This window comes from Sphingomonas sp. VDB2 (assembly GCF_047946695.1).
GTDB lineage: Bacteria > Pseudomonadota > Alphaproteobacteria > Sphingomonadales > Sphingomonadaceae > Sphingobium > Sphingobium bisphenolicum.
The window spans coordinates 1,199,268-1,224,976 of sequence record NZ_CP159615.1 but is presented as its reverse complement, the minus strand read 5'-3'; the positions used below and the strand labels follow the sequence as shown (position 1 = coordinate 1,224,976).

The window sequence follows — 25,709 nt, the reverse complement described above, 5'->3', positions numbered from 1 at the left end:
CGGAGGGCGGCAGCCAGGAAGCGCTGTGTCCCGTCACCTTTTAAAGAGAAGGGCCTTTGAAGCCATGACGATGACACGCAGATTGGTGGCCAGCCTATTGACGGCATCGGCCATGCTGGCATCGCTCCCGGCCATGGCAGGCTCCCTGGAGGAGGGTTTTGCTCACCCGCCCGCGGAAGCCAAGCCCCGTTTACGCTGGTGGTGGCCGGGTGCCGCGGTGAGCGAAGAAGAATTGCGCCGCGAAGTGAAGCTGATGGCGGACAATGGCTTTGCGGGCGGTGAAATTCAGGCGATGTCGCCCAATTTCGTGACGCTGACGCCGGAGGAGAAGGCGGTCGTCAACGATTATGCCGAGCCGTCCTTCTTCGTGCATGTCCGCGCGGCAGGGGAAGCGGCCAAAGCATTGGGCCTCATCCTCGATTACACGCTTGGTTCGTCCTGGCCGTCGGGCGGTGGCGTCGCGATTCCGCCGGAAAAGGCCTTTACTGAACTCGCCATGGCGCGGACCGAGGTACAGGGCGGCACGGCAGGCCCAATCCCGGTCGAGATACCCAAGCGCACCCGCCGGCTGGGCGCGCTCAACTTTCTGGATGCCCGTGTGAAGGCGCCGGAATTTGCCGATTGGGGCAAGCGGCTGGACGCCCGCGCCCGCATCGTTGCGGTCGTTGCCATGAAGGGCGCCGCACCCACGCTCAATGGCGCCGCGGCAGGGCCGATGGGCTTCACCATTTCGCCATGGAAAGATGTTGAGACGCCGGGTGCGCTCGATGCGTCAAGCCGCATCGTATTGACCGACAGGCTGCGCGAAGACGGGACGCTGGACTGGACCCCGCCACCGGGCGTGTGGCAGGTCTTCCTGTTCAAACAATATGCGTCCGATGTCGGCGTTCTGGGAGCGGCTGGTCGTGGGCCGCAGCTTATCCTCGATCATATGGACCCCACCGCCTTTGCCGCCCATGTCGCGCGCGTCGGCGATCCATTGGGCGAGAATCCAGTCGGCATCCGCTCGACCTTCGTCGACAGCCTCGAATTGATGCAGGACATCCAATGGGGCCCGCAATTTCTGGGCGAGTTCCGCAAGCGGCGAGGCTATGATCTGACGCCCTATCTGCCCTTCGTCGTGCAGCCCGGCTGGATGCAGGCGTGGGACGAACATTGGTCTCCGCCCTATTTCAACAGTGCCGGCGATGAACTGGCCGAGCGGGTGCGCTCCGATTATCGGCTGACCGTGTCCGATATGATGATCGCCGGGTTCATCGAGCCATTCGTCGCATGGAATCATGCACATGGGATCAAGGCCAAGTTTCAGGCGCATGGCGGGGCATTCGACATCATCAAAGGCTATGGCCTCGCGGACATTCCCGAAACCGAGGATCTGGTGCATGACGGCGATCCGTTGTTCATGCGCTTCGCGCGGTCGGCCGCGCATCTCTACGGCCGGCCGCTGGTGTCGGCGGAAAGCCTGGTCTGGAAGGACCGCGCCTATGAGGTAACGCCGGACGAAATGCGTCGCCGCGTGGACCTGCTGATTGCGGGCGGAGTGAATTCCATGATCCTGCACGGCATGAACTATCGCTTCCATGCCAGCGATTGGCCCGGCTGGCATGCGTTCCAGCCGAGTCCCTTTGCAGGCGGTTTTTCCACCATGTTCGACGAAACCAATCCCATTTGGCCGGCCGTCAAGCCGCTCGCTACCTATATTGCGCGCCTGCAATCGGTGATGCAGGCCGGAGAGGCGATGGTCCCCGTCGCCTATTTCTATGGGCGCACCGGCTATTATGTCGGCATCGAGGATGAGGGCGCAGGCGCGCAAGCAGCCGAAAAGACGTTCCTGGCTGGCGGCTATGATTATGACCGGATCAATCCGGATTCCATCGCCCACGCCCGAATCGAGGACCGCCAGCTGGTATCCAAGGGTGGGCAACGGTATCCCGTTCTGGTCCTTCCGCCACTGGAGGCCATTCGCGCGGATACCGCCGAAAAAATCGCCGCCTTCGCCAAAGCGGGCCTGCCCGTCCTGTTCACCGACCGCACGCCGGGTCGGGATGAGGGGCTGGCCGACATGAAGCGCCGCGATGCACGGGTGAAGAGAGCGGTTGCCGTTGCGCTCAAGGCCGGGGCGAAGATCGTGCCAGCCGACGCGATCGCGTTCGCGCTGCGGACGGCAGCCATTCCCGCCAATCTGACCTTTACGGGCGATGCGACCGACCTGGTCTATGTCCAGCGCAGGGTCGAGGGACGGATCGTCACCTTCCTGCATAATCGCGGCGACGCGGCGCGCAGTGTCACGCTGGCCTTGCCACAGGCGGGTGAGGTCAGCCGCTGGAACGCGATGGATGGCAGCGTCGATCGGCTCTCCTCGGCGCGAGGCGACGGCACGACATCTATGGCCCTGATTGTAGCGCCTGGCGAAAGCGCGCTGCTCATACTCGACCCCAACAGGGCGCCGCTGGACCTTGGCGTGCCGCAACAGGTGGGGCGGATCGTCGTTCCTGCCGAAGGCTGGTCGCTCAAGGTCGAGGGCCATGTCGCGCGCAAATCCTATACGCATGATTTCGGACAGGTGACGCTGAAGGATTGGCGTGAGGTGCCCGATCTTGCGGGTTTCGCCGGAAGCGCTACCTATCGTCGCACGGTCAGCGTCGATGCAGGCTGGCTTGCCGCCGGCATCAGGGTCACACTCGATCTGGGGCAATTGCACGATATGGCGACCGTGACCGTCAACGGCCAGATCCTACCGCCGGCGATCAGCGCGCCCTATCGGGTCGACCTGTCCGGCGTGTTAAAGGGCGGCACGAATGACCTGGTCGTCACCATCGCCAATGTGCCACAGAATGCGATGATCAATCCCAAAGACCCGACCTATAAGAAGCTGAAACCCGTCGCGGCGGGATGGACGGGACCTGTCGTAATGGAGGCGCAAAGATGATGCGAATAGCGGTCCTGGCGGGCGCCTTGCTATTGACGGCTGCGACAGCGCCGGTCCCAGACCCGCGCCTCGCGCCGGTCGACCCCGAGTTGCGTCCAATGGCGAGCATCATCCTGCAGGCGCAGCAAAATGGCGCCCAATTCACGCCACCCAAGCCCGGCGTTCTGCCGGACGGCATAGTAGAGCGACGCCTTCCAGCCCGTAACGGCCAGCCCCCCGTCACTGCCTATGTCATCAATGCCGACGCCGACGCGGCCAAGTCTCCACGCGGGGCGATCCTCTTTATCCATGGCGGCGGTTTTATCTCGGGCGATGCGCGGGACAATCTGACGGCGCTGAGGTCACTTGCCGCCCGGCTCGACTGCGTGATCGTCAGTGCGCAATATCGGCTCGCTACCGTAGCGCCCTTTCCCGCGCCGATGGAGGATAATTATACGGCCCTCAAATGGTTGTATGACGAGGCTGCCCTGTTGGGCGTCGATCGCCGCCGCATCGCCTTGCTGGGCGGAAGCGCGGGCGGCGGGATCGCGGCGATGGTCAGTCTCGCCGCGCGGGACCGGAAGCAAGTGCCGATCGCTTTTCAGGCGCTGGTCTATCCCATGCTGGACGATCGCACCGGCACCAGCCGCCCGGTCCCGCCGACCATCGGCCAGATCATCTGGACTGCCCGTCAGAATCGTGAGGGCTGGAAAGCTATGCTGGGACGTGCGCCCGGTGGAGCGGCTGTCCCGGCGGGGGCCGTCCCCGCTCGCGTCGCGGATTTGAAGGGCCTGCCGCCCACTTTTATAGGAGTCGGTTCCATCGACCTGTTCGCAGACGAGGATATCGACTTCGCGCGTCGTCTCGTGAATGCCGCGGTCCCGACCGAATTGCTGGTGGTGCCGGGCGCGTACCACGGGTTTGAACTGATTGTCCCTAAGAGCCAGGTTTCACAGCAGTTCACGACCGCGCTGGAAGCGGCTTTGGCCCGCGCCCTTGCCCCGGAGACCAGGAAGTGAGGAATTATTCCTGGCTTGCCGCTGCGCTCCTCGCGGGTAGCGCTCCTGCGGCTGTGGCGCAGACGGGCGCGCAAGGGTGGATCAGTCACGCGGAGGCCGGGCCACAGGCACGGCCGATCGTCCTGCATTTTCGCAGAAGCGTCGATCTCAAGGCGAAACCCAAAAGCTATACTGTCCGCGTCACTGCCGATAATCGTTTCATCCTCTATGTGAACGGCCAGCGCGTCGCCTCCGGTCCCTCGACCGGCGACATCGCCCACTGGCGGGAAGAGGGCATCGACCTTGCGCCATGGTTGAAACGCGGTGCGAACGTCGTCGCAGCGACGGTCTGGAACGGCGTTCAGCCATTGAAGCTGCCGCCCAGCCCCACGGCGGAACAGATGTCGGCCGCGCAAGGCGCAGCATTGTTCACCAGTACGGCGCCGCTTTTGCAGCAGAGCGTCGCGACCGGTTTTCGCCTGATGGGCGATGGCGATGCCGCCGCAATCGCCACGGACAAGCGGGGCTGGCGCGTCAAGCGCGACACGGGCCACGGCTTTGCCAACGGGTGGAAGCAGGTGAAATTCTGGTACTATGTCGCCGGCAATCCTGAAACGATCGACGCCGCCAAGGCCGATTTCGACGTGGTAGGACCGAAGGAAACCGGCCATGGGTGGCAGGACGCAGTCCCCGCGCCCGATGCCGCTGCCCGCACGCTGGTTGCCGACCGTCTGCCGCAGCAACTCTATATGCCCATAGCTGCCGGGCAGGTGGTGCGCACCGATCTGCCGGGCGGAATGGCCTTCCCGTCCCGGGCCGTCTCCATTCCCGCCAACAGCAAAGTGAAACTGCTGCTCCAGCGCGACGCAATGGTGTCGGCCTATCCGGAACTCAGCGTCTCGGGCGGGCAGGGGGCGACGATCAAGCTGACATGGGCCGAAGCGCTCTACGACGCGAAGAATCGCAAGGGCGATCGGAACCTGATCGCGGATCGCAAGCCGATCGGCATCTGGGACACATTTGTCGCCGATGGGCAGCCCCGCCGTTTCGCACCGCTCTGGTGGCGAACCTGGCGCTATGCCGAGATCGCGGTCGAGACGAAAGACCAGCCCTTGCGGCTGGAGGGTTTGCGCGCCTTCGAAACGGGCTATCCCTTCCAGCAGGTCGGACGCTTTGCGAGTGACGATCCGTCGCTGCAGCGGATTTTCGATGTCGGCTGGCGTACGGCCCGGATCGACGCGCATGAAACCTACATGGACACGGCCTTTTGGGAGCAGTTGCAATATGCGGGCGACACCCGGTTGCAGATGCTGATTTCCTATGCGGTGTCGGGCGATCCTCGTCTCGCGGAGCAGGCGATCGATGCCTATGCGGCGTCCAATGTCGAAGGCGGTCTCATCGAAAGCGCCTGGCCGACGCGTGGCCATAATGTCATTGCGCCCTTTGCATTGCTCTGGGTCGGGATGCTGGACGATTGGCGGATGCGTCAGCCCGATCCAGCGCCCATCATCCGCAACATCGCCCGGATGCGCGATATTCTCGACTGGTTCGAGGCATATAGGGGTAAGAGCGGACTCCTGACCAAGAATCCGCAATGGAATTTCGTCGACTGGGTCGGTCAGTCCGCGGTCGATCGAACGGAATTTCCGTCCTACGGACAGGAAGCGCAAGAAAGCTGCCTGACGAGCGCCCACTGGCTGGGCGCGTTGCAACAGGGCGCAGCGATCGAAGCGGCGTTCGGCGACGCGGCGACGGGGCGGCGCTATGCAGCCCGGGCCGAAACGGTAAAGGCGGCGATCCGTTCCCGCTGCTGGGTGCCGGCGCGCGGGCTTTTCGCCGACAATCCCGACGGGAGCCGCTTCAGCCAGCATATGAATGCTCTCGCCATTCTCTACGACGTCGGATCGAAGGATGAAGCCCGCGCTGTCGTCGATCACATCATAGTGCCGGGCAAGGGTATCGCTGCGCCCGAGGGCGTAACTCCCGTCAGCTATTATTTCGCCTGGTATCTGGCGCAGGCGCTGGTGCATGTCGGACAGGGAGCGCGCTATATTGGCTTACTGGATACCTGGCGCGATCTGCTGAAGCTCAACTATACGACCTGGCCGGAAGAACGGGACGGTGCAGGGCAAGCGGGAACAAACGCTTCCACCCGATCCGACAGTCACGCCTGGAGTGCCCATCCTACCGCCGATTTGTTAGGCATCGTCGCGGGGATCGGTCCGGATGCGCCGGGCTATGCGCGGCTCAAGGTCGAACCTGCGCTGGGGACGTTGCGCAATGTGAGCGCGACGGCGGCGACGCCTTATGGTCGGGTGCGTGTACGCTATCGCGTGCATGGCAACAGGCTGAGCGCCGAGATTAGCCGGCCCAAGGATCTGCCGGGCGATTTCTTCTGGAACGGCCAGCGCCACCCGCTGACCCATGTCACCACCCGGCTGACATTGCCTTTGCGGTAAGGGGAGATTGTCCCTCTGGGAAGAGAATCCTATAGATGCTCTTCCCATCATGGTCGGTTTGCCTCAGCCGGCTGCGTCGCTCCAGACTTGTGCGAAGAAGGGATTGCGAGCCGCTTCTGCATCATAGCGCGTCGGATCGACCATCGTGCTCGGACACCAATGGCCGCCTCTCAGATAGAGGCGCGGGGTCATCATAAAGCGCCAGCCTGCCGACGACTGCCATTCGACGGGCGTGTCGGGACCATCGCAGCTCTGCGCCAGGCATCGCCCACCGCGATACTCGGCGCCTTGCCGCAGATCGTCGATGCGCCAATTCTCCGGCGAACGGCTTTCGTCATATCCATGGTCGAGGAAAGTCGGTTCGCGCGAAGGCTGGGCCAGGACGAACGCATCCCAGTCGCGCGGGATGGCTTCCCACGCAGCGCGAGAGCCGAAATAGGCGTTGATCTTGTCCACGTCATTATGGGCGAACCAGTGGAGCGGCCCTTCGGGCGCCATTGCCAGCTTTTCGACCCGTTTGCCGACCGCGCCGGGCATCAGTCGGGAGATGAGGCGCGCGATCCATGGCATGTGTTTCGGCGCCTGTTCGAAATAGTCGGCCAGCGACTGTTCCCGGAATGGCACCAATGTTTCGAGCCGATCGGAATCGGCATACCATTGGCCGTGGAAGTTACGCGTTGCGAACCAGTGCGGTTTCAGGATCTTCCTGTAGGTCGGCATGGTTTTTTCCATGAACTCATGGTTCACCACCCGGGATGTCGCGCCGCCACCGATATTGTAGAAGCCGCGCCACAACTCGTCCGGCAGATCGTCCTCGCACAAGGCTGCCATCAGTCGCCCGCTGTCATGGGCGGACGACCATTCGAACACGCCATTGACCGGGTTGTGAAACATGATGGGGTCGAAGATTTTCCACATGTCATAATGCGCCATGCCGCTTTGACGCAGCGAGACCCAATGGGCGATTCCGCTTTGCGCCACGATCGCTTCGGCTTGGGTCTTGGTGGCGGCATAATGATCATAGATGCTGATCTTGACCGGGTCGCCGCAGCGGCCCCAATGAACGGGCGCGTTGCGGCTGCCGGTCTCCGCCACGGTGCCGATGTAAACCAGTTTGGTCGTCTTGGGATCGGCGACGGCATGGATGGCGTCGACGATGTTGCGGGTGCCATCGACATTGACCTTGGTGACCACGGCGGGTGGCAACCGATCCGCCAATGGAGAGACAAGGGCTCCGACGTGCAGCACTGCATTCGCGTCTGTTACCCCTTCACGGATCGACATGGGATCGGTGAGGTCGCCCCAGACGATTTCCGCAAGACCCCTGCGGCGGATATCGCCGACCACGGGATGATCCTTTTCCTCTGGGCGGATCAGAACGCGCAGGCGGTGCGTGTCACACTTCGCCGCGATCTGCCTGACTGCCTCGCGCCCCATATTGCCGGTCGCACCTGTAAGGAAAATCGTCTTTCGGCTATTGATCATGATGCGATGCCTGCTCCCCGTTTGGAATCTTTACCGAAACGCAAAATTGCACTGAATATTTTTTATGCGATGGATATGCGAAGAGGTGTGCATGATATGCGTATCATAAAAACATGTTTTAAACGCAAATAGGCCATTGCCCGCAAACCGCCATTGCCATTATGGTACGGCTTCGTTCGAAAAAGACAAGCGGTGATTCCGCATGGGGAAAGGAAGTCATGGGCAAGATTTTCGGCTTTGCGGCCTTGATGGCAGGAACGGCGCTGGCCATGCCTACGCATTCATGGGCGCAGGACGCAGTGACGGGGGATGAGAATGCGTCCAACGAGATCATCGTAACGGCGACCCGCGACGCACGCTCGCTTCAAAATGTGCCGATGAGCGTCAATGTCGCGACTGGAGAGCAGCTCCAGAAGTTGAGCATTTTCGACGCCAAGGACGTGCAGCAGCTCGCGCCCGGCCTGGATATGACCAACACCACCGGCCGTAACAACACGACCACGCTGCGAGGCATTTCGTTCGATCCCGACCAGGGCACCAGCCCGGCCGTGCAGGTTTATTACAACGAAATCCCGACCGATGCGCAGACCGCTTACACCGCCGTCTACGACATCCAGCAGATCGAGGTGTTGCGCGGGCCGCAGGGTCTGCTGCGTGGCTTGTCGGCGCCGGCGGGATCGATCACGATCGCAACCCGTCGTCCCAGCTTCGAGGCGATAGAGGGCTATATGCAGGGTACGGCGACTGATCGTGCCGGCTATAATGTCCAGGGCGCAGTGTCGCTGCCCTTTTCCGACAAGGTCGCCCTGCGCGTGGCGGGACTGGTGGACGGCAATCGTGTCAACAACGTGCGGAACGTCAATCGCGGCAATGACCGTTCCTATGGCCGTACCGAAAGTGTCCGTGCGACTTTGGGATTCAGGCCCGGCGAAGACTTTACGGCCTATCTGACCTATCAATATCTTCACGCCGACAACACCCAGTACCAGCAGGTCGTTGGTTCCGGTAACACGCCCTATTATCAACTGCTGCCGCTCCTTGGCGGTTTCGCTTTACCCAATGGCGATTATTCGTCCGGTCCTGCGCTTGGCGCCTCGGACTATCGCGCAGCGGGGGAGGGCGTGTTCCGCAATCAGAACGAGACGCATCTGGTCAATCTGGCTGCGGACTGGGACTTGGGGGCTGCTACCCTGTCCTTCGTGGGCGCGCATCAATATAGCCTGCTCAAGATCAATCGCGATCTCGATCCGGGCAATGCCGTGCCGGACTATGTCGCGGCGTCTGCGGTCCGTATCCCCTATAAGGTCGACACGGCCGAACTGCGCCTCTCGTCGAACAACAAGGACGGTCTTGGCTGGGGTGTGGGTGCCTTCTATACCCGCCAGACCGGCACGACACGGGTGCAGCAACCGGGCGACGCCTTTTTCTTTCCCGTCGCACCTGCCGAGAGCCAAGCCATATTGGGTGCGCTGCCCTATCTGCCGATCGATACGATCGTGACCGTGCCGGTCGATACGACGACCTGGTCCTTCAACGGCAATCTGCGCTTCCGCAGCGGCCCGCTGTCGATCGAGGGGGGGCTGCGCTACACGATCATCAAGGCGAACCAGACCAGCCAGCTGACGCTTTCGTCGCCCGGCAATGTCCTGGCCTGCCCGAATTTCGGCTGTTCGGCCTTTGCGGTAGGCCCGACCGAAATTATTCCGGCAGCCCTCCAGCGTCGCACCTACAAGCCGGTGACCGGCGGTGCGAACATCAGCTACCAGATCATGTCTACGCTCAATGTCTTTGCGGCCTATGGCCATAGCTATCGCGCTGGCAGCACAGGCGTTGGCGTGCCTGGCGGCGTGACCGAAGACCTTATCCAGACCAGGCCGGAAAAGACGGACTCTTTCGAATTGGGAGTGAAGGGCAGCTTTGCCGATCGTCGTTTCAATTATGCCCTCTCGGCCTATTATCAGAAGCTGGACAATTATCTCAGCCGTTTCGCCGGCATTTATTACGAATCCTTTGTATCGGCACCACCGACGGGTTTCTATGACTTCAACTATAATGGTGATGCGACGATAAAGGGCATTGAAGCGTCGCTCGATGGCCGGATCACCCGTAACTGGGATTTCGGCATCAGTGCAGCCTATACGAAGGCGCGTTACAAGAATGCGCTGGTTCCGTGTAACGACTTTGACGGCAGCGGCGCGCCTAATCAAAATGGTCAACCGGCCGTCTCCGGGACGGGCAATGTCAGCTATTGCGTCTCCAACGATCGATTGGCCGATGTCCCCGACTTCAGCCTGACGGCGAACACGGAAATCCGTATTCCCATGGGGGCGGTGACGCCGTTCGTCCGCGCCTTGTTCACCTATCGTCCGGGCTTTTATTCGCAGCGGGTGGATTATCGCTATCAGGATCGAGAGCTGCTCAATCTGTTTGCCGGTTTCCGCACGCAGGACCAGCGGTTCGAATTGACGGTTTTTGTCAAGAATATGCTGAACCAGAAGCGGATCACCAATATTGCGTTGGGCAATGCAACCTATGCGACTGCGACGGCGCAATTGTCGATGGATTCGGGCTATCGTCTGGCAAGTGTCACCAACCCGCGCGAATTCGGGCTGTCCGGCACATTCCGCTTCTGAGAGGGCATGGCGACCGAGCGGAACTGAGGCATACGGCCAGCCGATGGCACCGCTGGCCGTTGTCGCTCTCGACGTGGGCGGGCGGGTTGCAGGTACAGCTGTGCGAATGGGAGATGAGAAATGGCGGCGGAATCGACAATCGAGCAAGGCGTCCGTTCCATGGGGCACATGGCGCTGCATTATAAGACGCCGGACGAAGGGCCGGTGGCGGCCAAGTTGCTTGCTATGCTCGGCTATGTGTTGACCCAGGATCTGGTGCTGCCTTCAGGAGCGCATTTTTACCGCTTCGTTGTCGATGCCAGTCATCGGTCGCGCGGTGACGGTATCATCTATCTTTCTGTGCTGCCTGATGCGCAACGCGACCTGATGCAGGCGATCCACGATGCGTTGCATGTCGGTACCGGGCATGAGCATCCCGCGGTCGCAGCCTTGCGCGCGAAGATCGACGAAGATCCCGAATTCACGTTCCACTACGGCACGCTGCTGGAGAGCCTGGAGGATCTGGAGCAAATATTCCTCGCCCTGGAGGATGCGAACGCCAATGACCCGGAACTCAAGGGGCGGCTCAAACTGGTGTATAACCGTCCGTTACCCGGCGATGCCGAGGTGGATGCCCGGCTTGATGCTTCACCGATCTATCGAAGTGTGAACCGTTATGCCTATGGGAAGAATGGCGTTCAGGCCTTCGTCGAGACCGACTTGTTGTCGAGCGGCATGTTGGGCGAGACGCTGATGCTGGAATTCGATTATATATTCCCCGATCGCGCCAATCATCTCTTGTCTGTGGTGGAATGGCAATAGGATCACACGGGGCAGGGGGGCAGCGCATCCAGGAATTTTTGAATGCGTGCCTCCGTTATGCCAAGTCCCCGACCGCAGAACAGGATCGCATCCTGCCGGACGATCCTCTCATTCCTGTCATAGGGGACGGCGGTCCTGCTATGGTAGCGGGCCATAAGCATCATCGTGCCCACATGTTCGAGAAACGCCACGGCATTGGTAGGCGACAACAATATGCCGGTGATGGCTCCGTCCGATTGGGCTGCCACAAGGGCGCGCTCCAACGCAGGCAATGAGAGCCGCAAAGCCCGTCGGTATATGAGGCGCGCATAGCCGCCGTCACCCGCCAGACTGCCGACCACCATCCTCATGCCCTCGACATTATCGGCCGCAGCGCCTTTCATCGCATGTTCGACCAGCTTGCAAATGATGTCCAGCAAGCCGTCCGTGCTGGGTTCTGCAGTGCCCATAGCGCTGAAAGTCGCATTCTGATCGATAATGACCTCTCGCAGAACAGCCCGATAAATATGGGTTTTGCTAGCGAAATGACGGAAAAGCAGCGCTTCCGAAACGCCGGCCGCCTGGGCGATCTGCTGTGTGCGTGCGCCCTCCAGTCCATAGCGCGCGAACACCGCCTTTGCAGCGGTAATGATGGCATGGCGACGGTCGGCGCTCGAAAGACGGGAGACGGGCATCGGCGCTTTCCTAAACTCCCTGGCGGTGCAAGATCGGGCGAAGCCGTCGGCGAGGCCGCATTAGGCATCGTCTGCGCGACTGGCAAGCAAGCAGGACAAGCGCAGCCAATACGCCATCGGAAAAATAGAACGATTGCGTTGTATAATGGGCGGGCCGCGTGCATGCTTTGCGGCGCACATCATTCCCCATACCAAGGAGCAAGGCATGTCTGAGAAAGCCCATTTCGGCTTCACTAAATTGGTCGTGCAGGATTTGGAGGCGATGGCAGCCTTCTATACAGACGTTGCGGGCCTGACGGAAATGGTGCGGGTGCAGGATGCGGTGGGGGACCGCAAGATCGATGAAATCATATTCCAGCCCACGGCGGCGGGCGGCTCCACCTTTGTCCTCTTCAAATTTCTGGACCGTTCAACGCCGGCCAATGAGGAAGTGATCCTGGGTTTTCAAACGCCCGATGTCGTCGGCTTCGTGGCACGCGCACGGGCGAACGGCGCGACAGTGGTGATGGATGTCGAGGTCAAGGCCGAGCATGGGGTAAAGGTGGCCTTCGTCAGCGATCCCGAAGGGCATTTGATCGAAGTCGTGGAACTGCTGCCGGTCGCCTGATAGCGACGATGACAGTAGCGGTCATGATCCGCCACCGTCCCGCGCATTCAGAGGCCAAGCAACGCGCGGGTCTGATCGCTCAAAGCGGGCGTCGCCTGCTTCTCGAAGAAGGCGATCCGGCCCGCCAGCATCTGCTCAGTCATCTCAGGTTGGCTGGAAATCCAGAATTTGCGGGCCGCCATGCCCTGGACGAAGAGGCGGCAGCCCTCGTCCAGGTCCATGCCGTAATTGGCCATCATATGCGCCATGGTCGCGCGATGAGCGACGGCGCTTTGAGGTTCGCCCTTGCCGCCTTGGGCATCGAAGATACTCGTCTTGAGCATGCCCGGAATGATCGAGCAGACATTTATGGGCGCCTTGGCGACCTGCATCTCCAGATAAAGGCATTCGCTAAACGACTGGATGGCATGTTTGCTCATCATATAAGCGGTTTGGGTCGGCATCTGGCCAAATGAACCAACCGAGGCGAGGTTGGCGACCCATGCTTCCTGCCCCACGCGCAGCATATGCGGAACGAAGGCGCGCACGCCGTGGACAACGCCGTGAATGTTGACGTTGAGCGTCGTTTCCCAACGCGCTGTCGGAATTTCCCATACATTACCGATAGTTTCGATGCCCGCATTGTTGACCAGCAAGCGGACAGCACCATGGCGGTCGAACACGTCCTGGGCCAGGGCGTCGAGTGCTTCGGGCTTGGAGACATCCACCTTGATGGCTTCCGCCCTGCCGCCCGTCGAGATGATGTCCGCCGCGACCTTGTCTGCATTCGCTTTGTCGATGTCGGTCACAATGACGGTCATTCCGATATGGCCGCAGCGGCGGGCGATGCCCATGCCGATTCCCGCGCCCGCGCCGGTGATGACGGCGACGCCGCCGGAAAATATCTTTTCTTCTTCGGTCATGTGATTCTTCCTATTTGATCAGGTGGATGTCTGCATCTGCGGCGGTCGGGACTGGTCCGTCTGAGCCCGTTCTACTCTGTGATTGGACGAGTTTGTACTTGAACGAGCGCGCTGAATGCATGCCGGAGAAGCGGGCCGCCAGAAACCCGGATTGCGCGTGGCGCAAGCGGCGTGGCATAGCCCCTGCCGGGGCCGGCACCAGCTTTGGCGACGAGGGCCACCTTGCTGTCGAAACGCAGTTCAGGCATGGCTACTCCCTAGTTTTGTCGAGAATCATGTCGGCCGCCTTCTCCGCGACCATGATCGTGGGCACATTGGTATTGCCGCCCGGTACCCTTGGCATGACAGACGCATCGACAACCCGTAGCCCGGAAATCCCCCGGACCCGCAATTGCGGATCGACGACCGCCATCGCGTCACGCCCCATTCGACAGGTGCCGACGGCATGAATGTCCGACGTTGCGGTGGCACGTAGATAGGTGTCGAGTTCGTCGTCCGATCGGATATTTGCGCCCGGCGCCAGTTCCTCGCCGCGGAAGGGATCGAAGGGACTTTGGGCGAAGATGGTACGCACAGCGCGGATGGCGGCGCGCCCCATCGCCATGTCTTTCGGCGTGGACAGGATATTGGGATCAATCGAGAGCGGGTCGGAGGCGCGGGGTCCGGTGAGCCTGATTTCGCCGAAACTGTCCGGGTTCAGCAGGTCGATATGAGCAAAATAGCCATGCTCCATGATGAGCTTGCGTCCCATGGCTTCATAAAGGGCCATTGCGAAATGCACTTTGACATCGGGATGCGCCGCGCCCGGCATGGTTCGCAGATATGCGCCGATTTCCGCCGGCGGCTGGGCGAGCGGTCCTTTGCGGAATAACAGGAAATTGGCGAGCGCCTTGGTGGCTACCAGCGGATGGAAGACGTTGAACAGCGACACCGGCTTGGTGCAATGTTGCTTGACCGCGATCGCCACATGGTCGCGATAATTCTGGCCCACACCGGGCAGGTTATGAATGACAGATACCCCGACCTGGCGCAGATGATGGCCATCGCCGATGCCCGATTGCATCAATATGCCGGGAGAATGGATGGCGCCTGCTGACAAGATCACCTCGCGCTCGGCGCTGGCTTGCTCGACCTGCCCATTCCGGCGCCAGGCGACTCCCGAGGCTCGTCCGTCCTCAAGGAGGATTTGTTCGACATGGGCATGGACGACGATGCGCAGATTTGGCCGCCTGCATGCAGGCTTCAGATAGGCGCGAGCGGCGCTCCAACGTCGGCCGGCGGAGGCAGTGACGTCTGCGGGCGCGACACCCTCGCGCCTGGATCCACTGGGATCATCATTATAGGGGACGCCGGCGGCGATTGCAGCCTCGCGAAAGGCCTTGGCCAGCGGGTTTTTGATTCCCGGCCGCGTCACCAGCAACGGGCCGCCGCGTCCATGAAAGCCATCTTCGCCGCCCGGCTGAAAATCTTCCAGCTTGCGGAAATAGGGGAGGACGTCGTCATAGCTCCATCCTTCATTACCCAACTGCCGCCAGCCGTCATAATCGGCCGCCGTGCCGCGATCATAAACCATGCCGTTGATGGATGATGATCCACCCAGCACCTTGCCACGCGGCGTATACATTTGCCGCCCCCCGGCATGGGCTTGCGGCGTACTGACATGCATCCATTGGAACATGCCGCGATACATGATCGGCAACAGTCCACCGGGGGCATGGATGAAGACGCTATTGTCTTTGCCGCCTGCCTCAATCAGCAATACGCGATTGCGTGGATTTTCCGACAGGCGACCTGCCAAGACACATCCCGCCGATCCTCCTCCGACGATGATGAAGTCGTATATGTCCGCCATGTCCTCTGCCGACCTCTCTTCGCTGGCCTATATTTATAACGGGGCCGATCTTCCGCCGACATTGCGCTTAAGGCAGAGTCTATATGCGTATCATTTCCTATATATGCCTACGCAGGTCAACATGATCTTGCGAGAAGCTTTGGATGAGTCGGACTGTGTTGGGGTTTTGCTGCGAGGGTTTGCAATGGTGCGCGCCGATGACATTGCGCGGCGGATGTGGCTACGCCGTCGGGTTGACTGCCCGGGCAGAGGCCGTCCCCGCCAAAGATTATGTCGCTTATGGTTCCTTATGGCTGCTTCGGCGCCGATGCCTGCGTAGGCGGAGCACCCAAGCGCTGGTAAAAGCATAAGCAATGACTAATTGGGAGAGTTGTCGATGTACGTTGTTGCAAACATGAATATTTGCCAGGGTCACGCGCGATGTGAAGATATCTGTCCTGAGATATTTTCAACCGATGATAACGAAGGAAAGGTTGTCATAGCACAGTCTGAATTCCCCGATGATTTGTTGGAAAAGGTGCGTTTCGCTGTCCGTAACTGTCCAGAGGGCGCGCTGCGTATCGTGAAAGGCGGAAAAGCTTGATGCTACAATGGCAACCATCAGCCCCTGATCATGTGCCTGCAGATATGATCGTCGATTTCGACTTCTTCGATATTCCCCGAGGCATGAGCGACCCGGCGGAGATTTGGCACGGTCTCGTGCGCAAGGGCGTTCCACCGATCTTCTATACACCGCGCAATGGCGGCCACTGGGTCTTCCTGAAATATATCGACATCGTCGAGGGGTATCGCGACCATCAGCTATTCTCGAACCATCAGACGCCGATCCCGCCGATCGAACCCTTTCCGGTGATGCAGCCGCAGGGGGTCGATCCGCCGGATCACAATGTCTTCCGCAAGCTGCTGGCGCCGATGTTCACGCCGCTGGCCGTGCGTCGGATGACGGAAGGGTTGCAGCATCGCGCCAATACCCTCATCGCCGGTTTTGCCGACGCGGGAGGGTGCGATTTCATCGAGGATTATGCGGCGAAATTTCCGACCGCAACATTTCTGGACCTGTTTGGCCTGCCTGAAGAACGGCTGCCGGAATTTATCGCCTTGGCCAATATCTTCTTCCGGAGCACTGATTCCCAGGTGCGGGCGATGAATGTTACGGACATTTACGAGGTTCTGGACGAGATGTTCCGCGCCAAGCTACGCGAACCTGGACATGATATCGCATCCGCCATCGTTGCGGCGCGGGACGAAGCAGGAGGGCCTTATCCATGGCAGGACATATTGAATTGCGGTTTCCTGCTGTTCGTTGCGGGACTGGATACGGTGACAAACACGATGGCCTATGTCTGGCGGTATCTGGCGACCACGCCGGAGGCCCGCGCTCATTTTCGGGGCAGGCTGGATGATCCGGCGGCCTTTCAAATTGCCATCGAGGAACTGATGCGGATCAGCGCGGTGTCAAATATCTATCGTCGCGTGATGCGGGACTGTGTTTACAAAGGCATTCAATTTCGCAGAAATGATCGTGTTGTTCTGCCCAATATGGTGGCCAACCGGGATCCCGCGATCTTTGACAATCCGCAGGCGATTAACCTCGACCGCAAGGTCAACAACCATCTCACCTTCGGCGTGGGTCCGCATCGTTGTATGGGATCCCATCTCGCCAAGCGGGAGATCATGATCTCGTTGCAACAATGGCTACGTCGGATACCTGACTTCGAACTGGCCGACGCGGGAGCAGGGGGGGTAGCTTTTGGCGGTGCTGTCATGGGCTTTACCTCGCTCAAGCTCCGCTGGTAGTCCCTCCGAAGCGGGGTTTGTGAAGCGGCTCTCCGTTGCATCTTGGGAATAATATCGTTCTATTTCAATAGATTGGTGCGCTCTCTCGTGAGCGACAAAAAATGAATCGTTGACAGCCATGGAATAAGTAAGTGAATGCTTACTTATGAGCCAGAGCCAGGTGAGAGTATTCTGGTCGCCAAATTTCAACCAGAATGAGAAAAGCCAGGAGTCTGGAAATGGCAATCGACTATGCACAGGCCACGACCGAGCGCGCGTCGGCCAATTTGAAGACCCGCAGCTTACCCATGGACGACACGCCGGGATTGCGCGCGGCGCTCAAACAGGGCGAGCCGCATACGCTGCTGATGACCTATGTGCATCTGAGCGGCGATGAAGCGATGCTCGACAGGTTCGCACCGCATTTCAAATCGCCCTACGCCTATCCGCCCGAAGCGCTGCCAGCTGATCTGCTGGGCGAACTGCGCGAAAAGCTGCACCATCTCCTGATCACACCCGGCGCAGCACGGGATGGCAGCCCTTCCGATGCGCTGATGCGTCGCATGATGGCCGTCGGTCTGGCCGAAGATGTCGAACCGGAATTTCTGCCCCTGCTTTTCGACCAGATCGGTTTTCGTCATGAAATGCCGCGCCGCGATAACCCCCGCCGCAGACCTGCCAATCCCGACTTCAAGGTGTTGGTGATCGGCGCCGGCATGACGGGTATGGCGGCTGGCATTAAGCTGGAAGAAGCAGGCTATGAATGGGTCATTATAGAGAAGAATGCGGAGGTCGGTGGCACCTGGTGGGAAAATCGCTATCCTGGCGTCGGCGTCGATACGCCCAGCCACTTCTATTCCTTCTCGTTCGCGCTGAACCCGGAGTGGCATAATTATCATCCACAAGGCAACGACATGTTCGCTTACCTCAAAAGGGTGGCCGACGATCATGATCTGCGCCGGCGGATCTGCTTCAACACCATGGTCGAAAAGCTGGTCTGGGACAAAGAGGATGCTGTCTGGCACGTCACTGTGCGCAAAGCCGACGGGAACGAGGAGATCATCCGCGCCAATGCCGTCATCAATGGCCATGGCCCGGTCAACCGCCTGAAATGGCCGAACATACCCGGTCTCGATAGTTTTCAGGGCATCCGCCAGCACACCGCGACCTGGGACAGTTCAACCGATCTTAAGGGCAAGCGTGTCGGGATCATAGGCACTGGTGCCAGCGCTGCACAGTTTATTCCTGCTGTCGCTGATGACGTGGGTGAACTCCATGTGTTCCAGCGCAGCCGCCATTGGGTCATGCCTACGCCAGCGGGCGAAGATGTGGTCAGCGACGGCGTCAAATTTGCCATGCGGCATATTCCCCATTATCTGGAATGGTATCGCTTCCGCATTTACTGGTATGCGGCCGACGGCCTCTACCCCAATGTGTTGCTCGATCCCGAATGGCCCAAGGATTCTCCGTCCGTTTCCGCCGTCAACGAAGCGATGCGCCAGTTCGCTATCGGCCATATCGAACGCAGCTTCCCCGATCGGCCCGATCTCCGAGAGAAGCTGACGCCCGACTTCCCGGTTTTTTCAAAGCGCATCATTCTGGATCGCGGCAATTATTTCCCGACCTATATGAAGCCTCATGTGCATCTGGAGCAGGAAGGGATCGCCCGCATTACGCCGAAGGGCATCGTGCTGAAGGACGGTCGCGAGATCGAGCTGGACGTGCTGGTGTGCGCCACCGGATTTGACGTCGCCAACATGATGGGCAAGTTGGAGATCGTCGGGGTCGACGGCAAGCGCCTTCGCGACGAATGGGGTATGGAGGATCCGCGCGCCTATTTCGGCATGTTGATCCCCGGCTTCCCTAATTATTTCCATACTGTAGGCCCCAACAGTGCGCCTAATCACGCCGCGGGGCAGAACCTGATTTCCGAATGTCAGGTCCATTACGCCATCGAGTGCCTCGACTGGCTCAATGCGCGAGACAAGAAGGCGTTGCAACCGACCGTTGCTGCCTTTGATGCGTGGCAGGACAAGGTGCAGACCAAGATGGTCAACATGATCTGGAGCCATCCGCGCGCGTTCAGCTATTATAACAACAGCCAAAAGCGCAATTTCCTGTCCTGGCCATGGCGTCTCGTCGATTTTTGGAACGAGTGCCGCGGACCGCGTCATGCCGATTTCGAACTACTGTAAAGCTCCCCGGTCATCGGTACAGGCGAGGATAGAGGGCAGTCGAGGCGTCCACCTTCCTATCTCCGGGATTTCCTCTATGCGCTTATGACAGGCGACAGACGATCAAAGCCATGCCGACCCGCCCGGTACGGATACACAGCCGTATGGCCTTGAGCGAAATAGCCGCTAAAAACAGGGGGAAGAAACATATCCCAGCTCCGCTCAAACCCCTCAGGCATAGTGCCGGATGTGGTAGCAATGACTTCCTCGGGTGATTTGAAATGCTGAGCCAGAATAAGAGGCCATGGGCCATTCTCCCGGACCACCTTAAACATACGCAGATGCCGATCGTCGCTATATGCGCCCTCGATGACCTGCGGCGGCGTCACCGGGCGGAATGGATTGGCGATGGTCACCGCGTCGCTCTCCTGGATTTGCCGAAGATGGGCGGCACCCCTCTTCACACGCAAGACGTCGTAACGTAGCTTGAAGGCCTTCTCATTCGCTATGAGGGTGTCGAAGCGCAGGTTGCCCATGCCATGGAATCCGACCGTCAGGAGCAGGGCAAGAATCGATGCTATAATTCAATCTGGTCGTTACGGAGCGCGACGGGCAGGTCTTTGCTGATTATATGTTCACGAACGTCAACGCCGGGGGATACGCCAATGGCGGCCAGGATCGTTGTGACCGGAAGAAAGCGAGACACCGTGGTTCTTACGAGGGAGGGGCGGAAGATTGCGCGTCGCTTCGTGCGTTTTGACCACAACTTCGACCTCGATTTCTAATCTGAAAATCGCTGCCGATATGCGCGGGGTGACAGACATGTCCTTCGTCTGAAGGCACGGGCAAAGCTGTTTGAGTGCGAAAAACCCGCTTGTTGCGCGATCTGCTTCAAGGGCATTTGCGACTGCGCAAGTTGCCGCTTGGCTCGTTCGATCCGGTAGGCCTCGACATAGGTTGAGATCGTCTTGCCGGTCAGCGCCAAGAATTGGCGGTGCAGATGTCGCGGACTGATGCCGCATAATGCGGCCAGTTCGGGGATGGTGGGACCAGGCGTGTCGGCTTCAATGCGTTCGCGGATGCGTCGGAATTGCCAGGGAGCAAGGCGGCTGGCGGTCTCTGTTTCCGCCGCGGCCTGAAAGACTCTGTTTAGTTCAATCAGGATCAGTGTGAACAAGGCTTCCATCGCAAGTGGCGATCGACCGAGCGGATTGTCTAACTCGCGCTGCGCCAACCGCATCAGGCTGCGTAGCGCGTCATTGCGGATATTCAGCAAGCCTTGGAGAAAGCCGAGCGTTGGCCGCTTCCCGCCGATGATGGCGGCGGTATGGCTGTCGTCCAGCCCACACCGCATAACGCGTATCTGCCCGCCTTCCGATCGACCTGCAATGCCGACGCCGGGATGACGCACGAACAATGCGCCCATGAAGCAGCGCTTTTCGGGCGCGATGGCAGGGAAGCAGGCCGAGGCGTCCGCTGCCATTGGCGGCAGCGACATCTCCAGCATAAGCTGATTTTCACACCGCTCGAAATTCAGAATGTCAGGCCAATGCCATTCAACCAGTTCGAACCAGCCGCCTTGCACGGCGCACCGTTCCAACAGAACAGGCGTGAAATCGATTCCCATCGTCGTATCGGGTCAGGCATTCCGACGGGACGCGGCAAACTGCATCTTCGCAAATGCGCAGGCATCGGCCATCGCGGCCTGCGCGCCGGGCAGGAAGCCCACCCATGACACGAAGCCGTGGACCATGCCGGGATAGCGCTGCATCTCGACTTTGACCCCCGCCTGCTCCAGCACTGGTCCATAGGCTTCGACGGCATCACGGATGGGATCGCATTCGGCGCTGGCGATGAAGGTTGGCGGCAGACCTTCATGGCTGGACGCCTTCATCGGGCTGGCGCGAAAATCCTGATAATCGGCATCGTCCGTGATGAACATGTCCCAGAAGAAATGAGCATCATCGAGGCGCAGCACCGGGCCATCGGCAAATTCGATCGCCGATCCTTCCGCCGGGATCGGGTGGATCCCCGGCCCGTACCAGTTGAGAATAGCCGATAGTTTCGGTGCGCCCGCTTTCTTCGCGAGCAGGCCGCAGGCGCTGGCGATTACGCCGCCCGCGCTGTCACCTGCTACCGCCATCAACGCGGCATCGCCTGCAAGCTTGGTGGCGTTGGCCGCTGTCCACTGCACCGCAGCCCAACTATCCTCGAAGGCGGCTGGGAATTTATGCTCTGGTGCGAGGCGATACCCGACCGAGACGACGACGCTTTCGGCGCCAGCCGACAGGCCACGTGCAATCATGTCCTGCGTGTCGAGATCGCCGACGACAAAGCCGCCGCCGTGAAAATAGACGATCAAGGGGAAGGGGCCAGCGCCCTCCGGCGTATATATGCGCACCGGAATTTCGCCGGCCGGGCCAGGGATCGTGCGATCGTCGACCGACGCGAGAGTCACGGCCGGCGGCGGCAGTTGCACTGAACTGGATCGGACCGCGTCGCGGAGCGCGTCGATCGGAAAATTGCGTACGGGCGGCCATTCGGGCTGTCCGGCGAACATGGCTTCCAACTGGTGGTCGAGCGGCATCCGCTTCTCCTGTCGTTTTAGCGTGTCAGGCTTTTGCCTCTCACCCTGCCTGCAGTTCGGCCAGGTCGGTGGCATCCAGGCTGATGGCGGCGGCCCTTACACTGTCCTTGATCCGGGCTGGGGTGGACGCGCCGAAGATCGGTATCACCTGCTGCGGCTGGTTCATCAGATAGGCGAGTGCGATTTCCGAAACGGTGACGCCATGACGTTCGGCGATCATTTTGGCCGCGTCAAAGCGGTTCGCGTTGGCCGGATTGTCGTAAAAAGCTTTAAGGGAGTCGGGGACCGCGTCTTCGCTCTGTTCCAACATGCCGAAATAGCCGCGACTCTGCGAGCAATAGGGAATGATGGCCAGACCGGCATCCTTGAGCGCACCGCCATGATCTTCGAAATATAGCTGATAGCCTTGCTGCAGGGCATTGGCCTCATGCGGTTTGGCCAGGCCCCAGAACGGCTCGACGGCAATGAAGCTGGCCTTGTCATTGGCCTTGGCATAGCTGTTGGCCTCCAGCACGCGGGTGTCGGTCCAATTCGATGCACCGAACCAGCGGATCTTGCCGGTCGCCTTGGCCTCGTCCAGGAAATCCACCAGTTCACTGACGGGCGTTTCGACATTGTCCATGTGCAGCCAGTAGAGATCGATCGTGTCGACACCCAGATGATCCAGGCTTTCGTCGAGATCGTTGGCCAGGTCCGTGGGATTGACCCGATTGCGATAATCGCCCGCCCGCATGTCGAAGAATCCGCCCTTGGTTGCGATGACGAAATCCTCGCGTTTCTTGCCTTTTAGCCAGGCGCCTATGGCTCTTTCGCTGGCGCCTTTGGGTGCATCGTGCATCCAGTCGCCATAGGAGCGCGCGCTGTCGATGAAATTGCCGCCCAGATCTGCGAACTCGTCCAGGATAGCGTTGGAGCGATCCTGGTCTATCTGCCAGCCCAGCATGTTAGTGCCGTAGCAAAGGCGACTGACCGAGAGGTCGGTGTGGTTGATCGTCACTTTCGAAAGCATGGCTGTCTCCTGATCGGTGTGTCGATCTGGCGATCGCACCACAACGCATTATGATTTGCTAATTTTCTACGCATGGAATTGTAAAAATGGAATATCAATGTTGTAAATTGTCGATGAAATCATAAATTATCTACGAAAATTGATGGTGGTTCAGATGCCTAGGCCCCAGACGATGCCGATCAGCGACAGGGACGCAAATATGGTCGTCAGCGTTACCGCCCAGGCGCTCAATTCCATTGCCCAGCCTCCTGCCTTGCCGGCCAGCACGAAGCTGGACGCGCCGCTCGGCATCGCCGCCATCAGGATCGCAATCTTGGCCCAAAGTGGCGGCATCGGCGGCAGAATCAGGACGAAGCCCGCCGTAATCAGCGGATGAACCGCCAGCTTCAGCATCACGGAGCGTCCGATCGGCCCGGGCGAAGCCTTTTCCCGGGGGAGGGCGATGAAGATGCCGATGGCCGTCAGCGCACAGGGCGCGGTCGCCTGCGCAAGCGTCTGCAGCAAAATGTCGAGCGGCCCACCGATGGACAGTCCCAATAAACACCAGCCTACCCCCAAGGTAGAAAGCAGGATCAACGGATTGCGCAGCACCGACCGGCCCGCCAGCTTCAGTCCCGCGGAAACGCCAGGGCCAGGATGCGTGGTCACCTCGCTCACGACCACACCCACAGTGAAGATAACGGCGGAATAGAGCAGCATCGATACAGCGACGGGAGCCATCGTCGCCTGGCCGAACGTCAGCACCGCAATTGGCAGGCCTACAAAGCCGGTATTGCTGAAGCTGGCGCATAGACCGGCAATATTGGCTTCGCTCCCATTGTGCCCGAGCGCTTTTTCGATGCCGAACCCGATCGCATAGGTGGTGAGCGCCCCGCCTATGACTGCTGCCATCATCGAAGGCTCCGCAAGATCCGCAGGCGCCATGTGCGCGATGGAACGGAAGGTCAGTGCCGGCAGCGTCACCGAAATGACGAAGCGGTTCAGCACCTCGAACGCATGATCGCCCAGCAGATGGGTCCGGCCACAGCCATAACCTAACAGGATCAGTCCGAAGACGGGCACCAGCGCTCCCAATATGATCATCGCCATGGCAGATGCGTTACCCGAACAAAAGGAGATGCGGCTGATAAAAGGTCCGCCCAATCCGCGGCGATGCTGGCGTGCTAGGAGAACATCGCCCCGCCATTGACGTTGATCACTTGCCCGTTGATCCAGCGCCCGTCATCCGACAGCAGCATCGCCGCGACCGCGGCCTGGTCTTCCGACCGACCCAGTCGGAAGCTTCGGCCGCTATTGAGGAAATGGTCGATCACCGCTTGAGGCACTTGGCCGCCCGCCTGCATCTCCTGCGTCATGGTAAAGCCGGGGGCGACGACGTTGGCCGTGATCCCCTCCCGGCCCCAGCGCGAGGCGACGTGGCGCATCAGCGCCTCCAGTCCTCCTTTGGACATGGCGTAGCACGGCCGCTCCGGCTCCCCCCCGCGTGCGGAGCCGGAACTGGTATAGACGATCGCGCCAGCCTGACTGGCAAGCAGGTGCGGCAGCACCGCGCGCGTGCAGAGAAGGTGCCCGCGCAGGTTTACCGCGATGGTGCGATCGAACACGGCCAGATCGACATCGAGCGCATTGCTGTCCTGAAAGATGACTCGCAGGTCTGCGGCATTGATATGGACGCCGTCCAATCCGCCTAGTTCCTCGACGGCTCTCGCCACCGCGATGCCGACCGATGCCTCATCGGCAATATCGACCGGCACCGCGAAGCTGTCGCCGCCGACTTGCCCCGCGAGGCGCTCGGCGCCTTCCAGATTGATATCGGCGGCGCACACATGTGCGCCTTCCTCGACCAGTCGCTGGACCGTAGCGGCGCCGATGCCAGTGGCCGAGCCAATGACGATGACACGTTTGCCTTTCAGACGTTTCGTCATATCGCCCTCCTTCAATCCATTCTGGGCGTTTCGACACCCGCATTGTCGCAGGCATAGTTCAGCAACGCCGAATAATCCTGCGACGCATAATATTTGGCCCGCGCCCCTCCGAACACGGCATGGGCCGCCGCACCCATGGGCAGGCCCACCCGGTTCTGCGCCGCAGCGTTCATCGCCAATGTCAGATCCTTGAAGGCGAGATCGATGGTAAAGCCCGGTTCGACATCTCCCTTCAGCGCTTTGTTCACCATCAATATATGGAACTGGCCATTGCGTGCTGTGGTGCCACCGGTCACGTCATGCATGGTCTGTATGTCGAGTCCGAGCTTCGTGCCCAGCGCGATCGATTCCGCCACGATCTGCGCTGTCGACAGGAGCATGAAATTGTTGATCAGTTTCATGCGGCTGCCCATGCCCGGCGCGCCACAGCGATAGATATCGGTGCCCATTGCCTTGAGTGCTGGTTCGACCCTCGCAAAATCCGCGTCGCTTGCGCCCACCATGAACAACGATTCGCCGCGCTGGGCGTGAAGCGCAAGTCGTCCGATCGGCGCGTCCACAAAACCGACCCCCCTCGCTGCGCAGGCTGCCGCCACCCTGTCCGTACCATTGGCGTCGATTGTGGACATGTCCATCAGCAGCGCGCCATCGTCGATATGCGCCAGCACGCCGTCATCACCGAGCACCACCGCCTCGACATGGGGCGTCGCGGGCAGCACTGTGATGACGATGTCTTGCCCTTTGGTCGCTTCGGCGATGTTGACCGCTCTTGTTGCACCCAGAAGCGCGACTTCGTCCATCTTCGCCGGATCAAGGTCGAAGACGGTAACAGCAAAGCCCTTGCGTTGCAGGTTGGAAGACATGGGCAGACCCATGGCGCCCAAGCCGATGAAGCCGATCCTGGTGGTCATGATGCATC

20 protein-coding genes are annotated in these 25,709 nt (G+C 60.2%); 9 read left to right on the top strand and 11 right to left on the bottom strand.

From position 1 onward, the window contains the following. Positions 1 to 133 precede the first annotated feature (133 nt). Genes ABT375_RS06050 through ABT375_RS06040 form a run of 3 tightly spaced genes read left to right on the top strand, consistent with a single transcriptional unit; the run spans position 134 to position 6,365 of the window. Positions 134 to 2,929, top strand: a complete 2,796-nt coding sequence (locus ABT375_RS06050; protein ID WP_416464459.1) for a glycosyl hydrolase — start codon at positions 134 to 136, stop codon at positions 2,927 to 2,929. Continuing rightward, on the top strand, positions 2,926 to 3,927 hold the full coding sequence (locus ABT375_RS06045) for an alpha/beta hydrolase (RefSeq protein ID WP_416464458.1): 1,002 nt from the start codon (positions 2,926 to 2,928) through the stop codon (positions 3,925 to 3,927). The genes ABT375_RS06050 and ABT375_RS06045 overlap by 4 nt, the downstream gene beginning before the upstream one ends. Beyond that, positions 3,924 to 6,365, top strand: a complete 2,442-nt coding sequence (locus ABT375_RS06040) for an alpha-L-rhamnosidase C-terminal domain-containing protein (protein ID WP_416464457.1) — start codon at positions 3,924 to 3,926, stop codon at positions 6,363 to 6,365. Before ABT375_RS06045 ends, ABT375_RS06040 begins: the two co-directional genes overlap by 4 nt. A gap of 63 nt (positions 6,366 to 6,428) precedes the next feature. Here the strand turns inward: ABT375_RS06040 and ABT375_RS06035 are convergent, their stop codons facing one another. Then, positions 6,429 to 7,850, bottom strand: a complete 1,422-nt coding sequence (locus ABT375_RS06035) for an NAD-dependent epimerase/dehydratase family protein (RefSeq protein WP_416464456.1) — start codon at positions 7,848 to 7,850, stop codon at positions 6,429 to 6,431. Positions 7,851 to 8,068: 218 nt separating this feature from the next. Here ABT375_RS06035 and ABT375_RS06030 point away from each other — a divergent pair, with 218 nt between their 5' ends. Next, positions 8,069 to 10,483, top strand: coding sequence for a TonB-dependent receptor (locus ABT375_RS06030; protein WP_416464455.1), 2,415 nt, complete (start codon positions 8,069 to 8,071; stop codon positions 10,481 to 10,483). A gap of 120 nt (positions 10,484 to 10,603) precedes the next feature. Continuing rightward, positions 10,604 to 11,284 (top strand): hypothetical protein, encoded by a 681-nt coding sequence (locus ABT375_RS06025; protein WP_416464454.1) that lies wholly within the window; start codon positions 10,604 to 10,606, stop codon positions 11,282 to 11,284. A 2-nt stretch (positions 11,285 to 11,286) separates the two neighbouring features. Here the strand turns inward: ABT375_RS06025 and ABT375_RS06020 are convergent, their stop codons facing one another. After that, positions 11,287 to 11,958, bottom strand: a complete 672-nt coding sequence (locus ABT375_RS06020) for a TetR/AcrR family transcriptional regulator (RefSeq protein WP_416464453.1) — start codon at positions 11,956 to 11,958, stop codon at positions 11,287 to 11,289. Between the two features lie 205 nt (positions 11,959 to 12,163). Between ABT375_RS06020 and ABT375_RS06015 the strand changes: the two genes are divergently transcribed. Further along, positions 12,164 to 12,565, top strand: a complete 402-nt coding sequence (locus ABT375_RS06015) for a VOC family protein (RefSeq protein ID WP_416464452.1) — start codon at positions 12,164 to 12,166, stop codon at positions 12,563 to 12,565. Between the two features lie 47 nt (positions 12,566 to 12,612). Here the strand turns inward: ABT375_RS06015 and ABT375_RS06010 are convergent, their stop codons facing one another. Together ABT375_RS06010 and ABT375_RS06005 are read right to left on the bottom strand one after the other, a co-directional pair. After that, positions 12,613 to 13,467, bottom strand: coding sequence for an SDR family NAD(P)-dependent oxidoreductase (locus ABT375_RS06010; RefSeq protein WP_416464451.1), 855 nt, complete (start codon positions 13,465 to 13,467; stop codon positions 12,613 to 12,615). 250 nt (positions 13,468 to 13,717) lie between these two features. Further along, the gene (locus ABT375_RS06005; RefSeq protein WP_416464450.1) at positions 13,718 to 15,319 is read right to left on the bottom strand and encodes a GMC family oxidoreductase; all 1,602 of its coding nucleotides are present in this window, start codon (positions 15,317 to 15,319) and stop codon (positions 13,718 to 13,720) included. A gap of 376 nt (positions 15,320 to 15,695) precedes the next feature. Here ABT375_RS06005 and ABT375_RS06000 point away from each other — a divergent pair, with 376 nt between their 5' ends. The 3 genes from ABT375_RS06000 (at position 15,696) to ABT375_RS05990 (ending at position 19,290) form a co-directional block, all read left to right on the top strand. Next, complete coding sequence (locus tag ABT375_RS06000; protein ID WP_416464449.1) at positions 15,696 to 15,902, top strand: ferredoxin; 207 nt, start codon at positions 15,696 to 15,698, stop codon at positions 15,900 to 15,902. Positions 15,903 to 15,946: 44 nt separating this feature from the next. Next, complete coding sequence (locus ABT375_RS05995) at positions 15,947 to 17,116, top strand: cytochrome P450 (RefSeq protein WP_416464448.1); 1,170 nt, start codon at positions 15,947 to 15,949, stop codon at positions 17,114 to 17,116. Positions 17,117 to 17,334: 218 nt separating this feature from the next. Then, positions 17,335 to 19,290 (top strand): NAD(P)-binding domain-containing protein, encoded by a 1,956-nt coding sequence (locus tag ABT375_RS05990; protein ID WP_416464447.1) that lies wholly within the window; start codon positions 17,335 to 17,337, stop codon positions 19,288 to 19,290. Between the two features lie 74 nt (positions 19,291 to 19,364). On the opposite strand, the gene ABT375_RS05985 is transcribed toward ABT375_RS05990, so the two are convergent. The 7 genes from ABT375_RS05985 to ABT375_RS05955 form a co-directional block, all read right to left on the bottom strand. Continuing rightward, positions 19,365 to 19,805 (bottom strand): hypothetical protein, encoded by a 441-nt coding sequence (locus ABT375_RS05985; protein WP_416464446.1) that lies wholly within the window; start codon positions 19,803 to 19,805, stop codon positions 19,365 to 19,367. A gap of 245 nt (positions 19,806 to 20,050) precedes the next feature. Continuing rightward, on the bottom strand, positions 20,051 to 20,896 hold the full coding sequence (locus ABT375_RS05980) for a helix-turn-helix domain-containing protein (protein WP_416464445.1): 846 nt from the start codon (positions 20,894 to 20,896) through the stop codon (positions 20,051 to 20,053). Positions 20,897 to 20,908: 12 nt separating this feature from the next. Beyond that, complete coding sequence (locus ABT375_RS05975; protein ID WP_261934224.1) at positions 20,909 to 21,856, bottom strand: alpha/beta hydrolase; 948 nt, start codon at positions 21,854 to 21,856, stop codon at positions 20,909 to 20,911. A 40-nt stretch (positions 21,857 to 21,896) separates the two neighbouring features. Beyond that, positions 21,897 to 22,865 (bottom strand): aldo/keto reductase, encoded by a 969-nt coding sequence (locus ABT375_RS05970; RefSeq protein ID WP_416464444.1) that lies wholly within the window; start codon positions 22,863 to 22,865, stop codon positions 21,897 to 21,899. A gap of 150 nt (positions 22,866 to 23,015) precedes the next feature. Next, positions 23,016 to 23,954: an AEC family transporter gene (locus ABT375_RS05965; RefSeq protein ID WP_416464443.1), complete on the bottom strand. Its 939-nt coding sequence runs from the start codon at positions 23,952 to 23,954 to the stop codon at positions 23,016 to 23,018. A gap of 74 nt (positions 23,955 to 24,028) precedes the next feature. Then, the gene (locus ABT375_RS05960; protein ID WP_416464442.1) at positions 24,029 to 24,790 is read right to left on the bottom strand and encodes an SDR family NAD(P)-dependent oxidoreductase; all 762 of its coding nucleotides are present in this window, start codon (positions 24,788 to 24,790) and stop codon (positions 24,029 to 24,031) included. Between the two features lie 11 nt (positions 24,791 to 24,801). Then, the gene (locus tag ABT375_RS05955) at positions 24,802 to 25,701 is read right to left on the bottom strand and encodes an NAD(P)-dependent oxidoreductase (protein WP_416464441.1); all 900 of its coding nucleotides are present in this window, start codon (positions 25,699 to 25,701) and stop codon (positions 24,802 to 24,804) included. Positions 25,702 to 25,709: the final 8 nt, after the last annotated feature.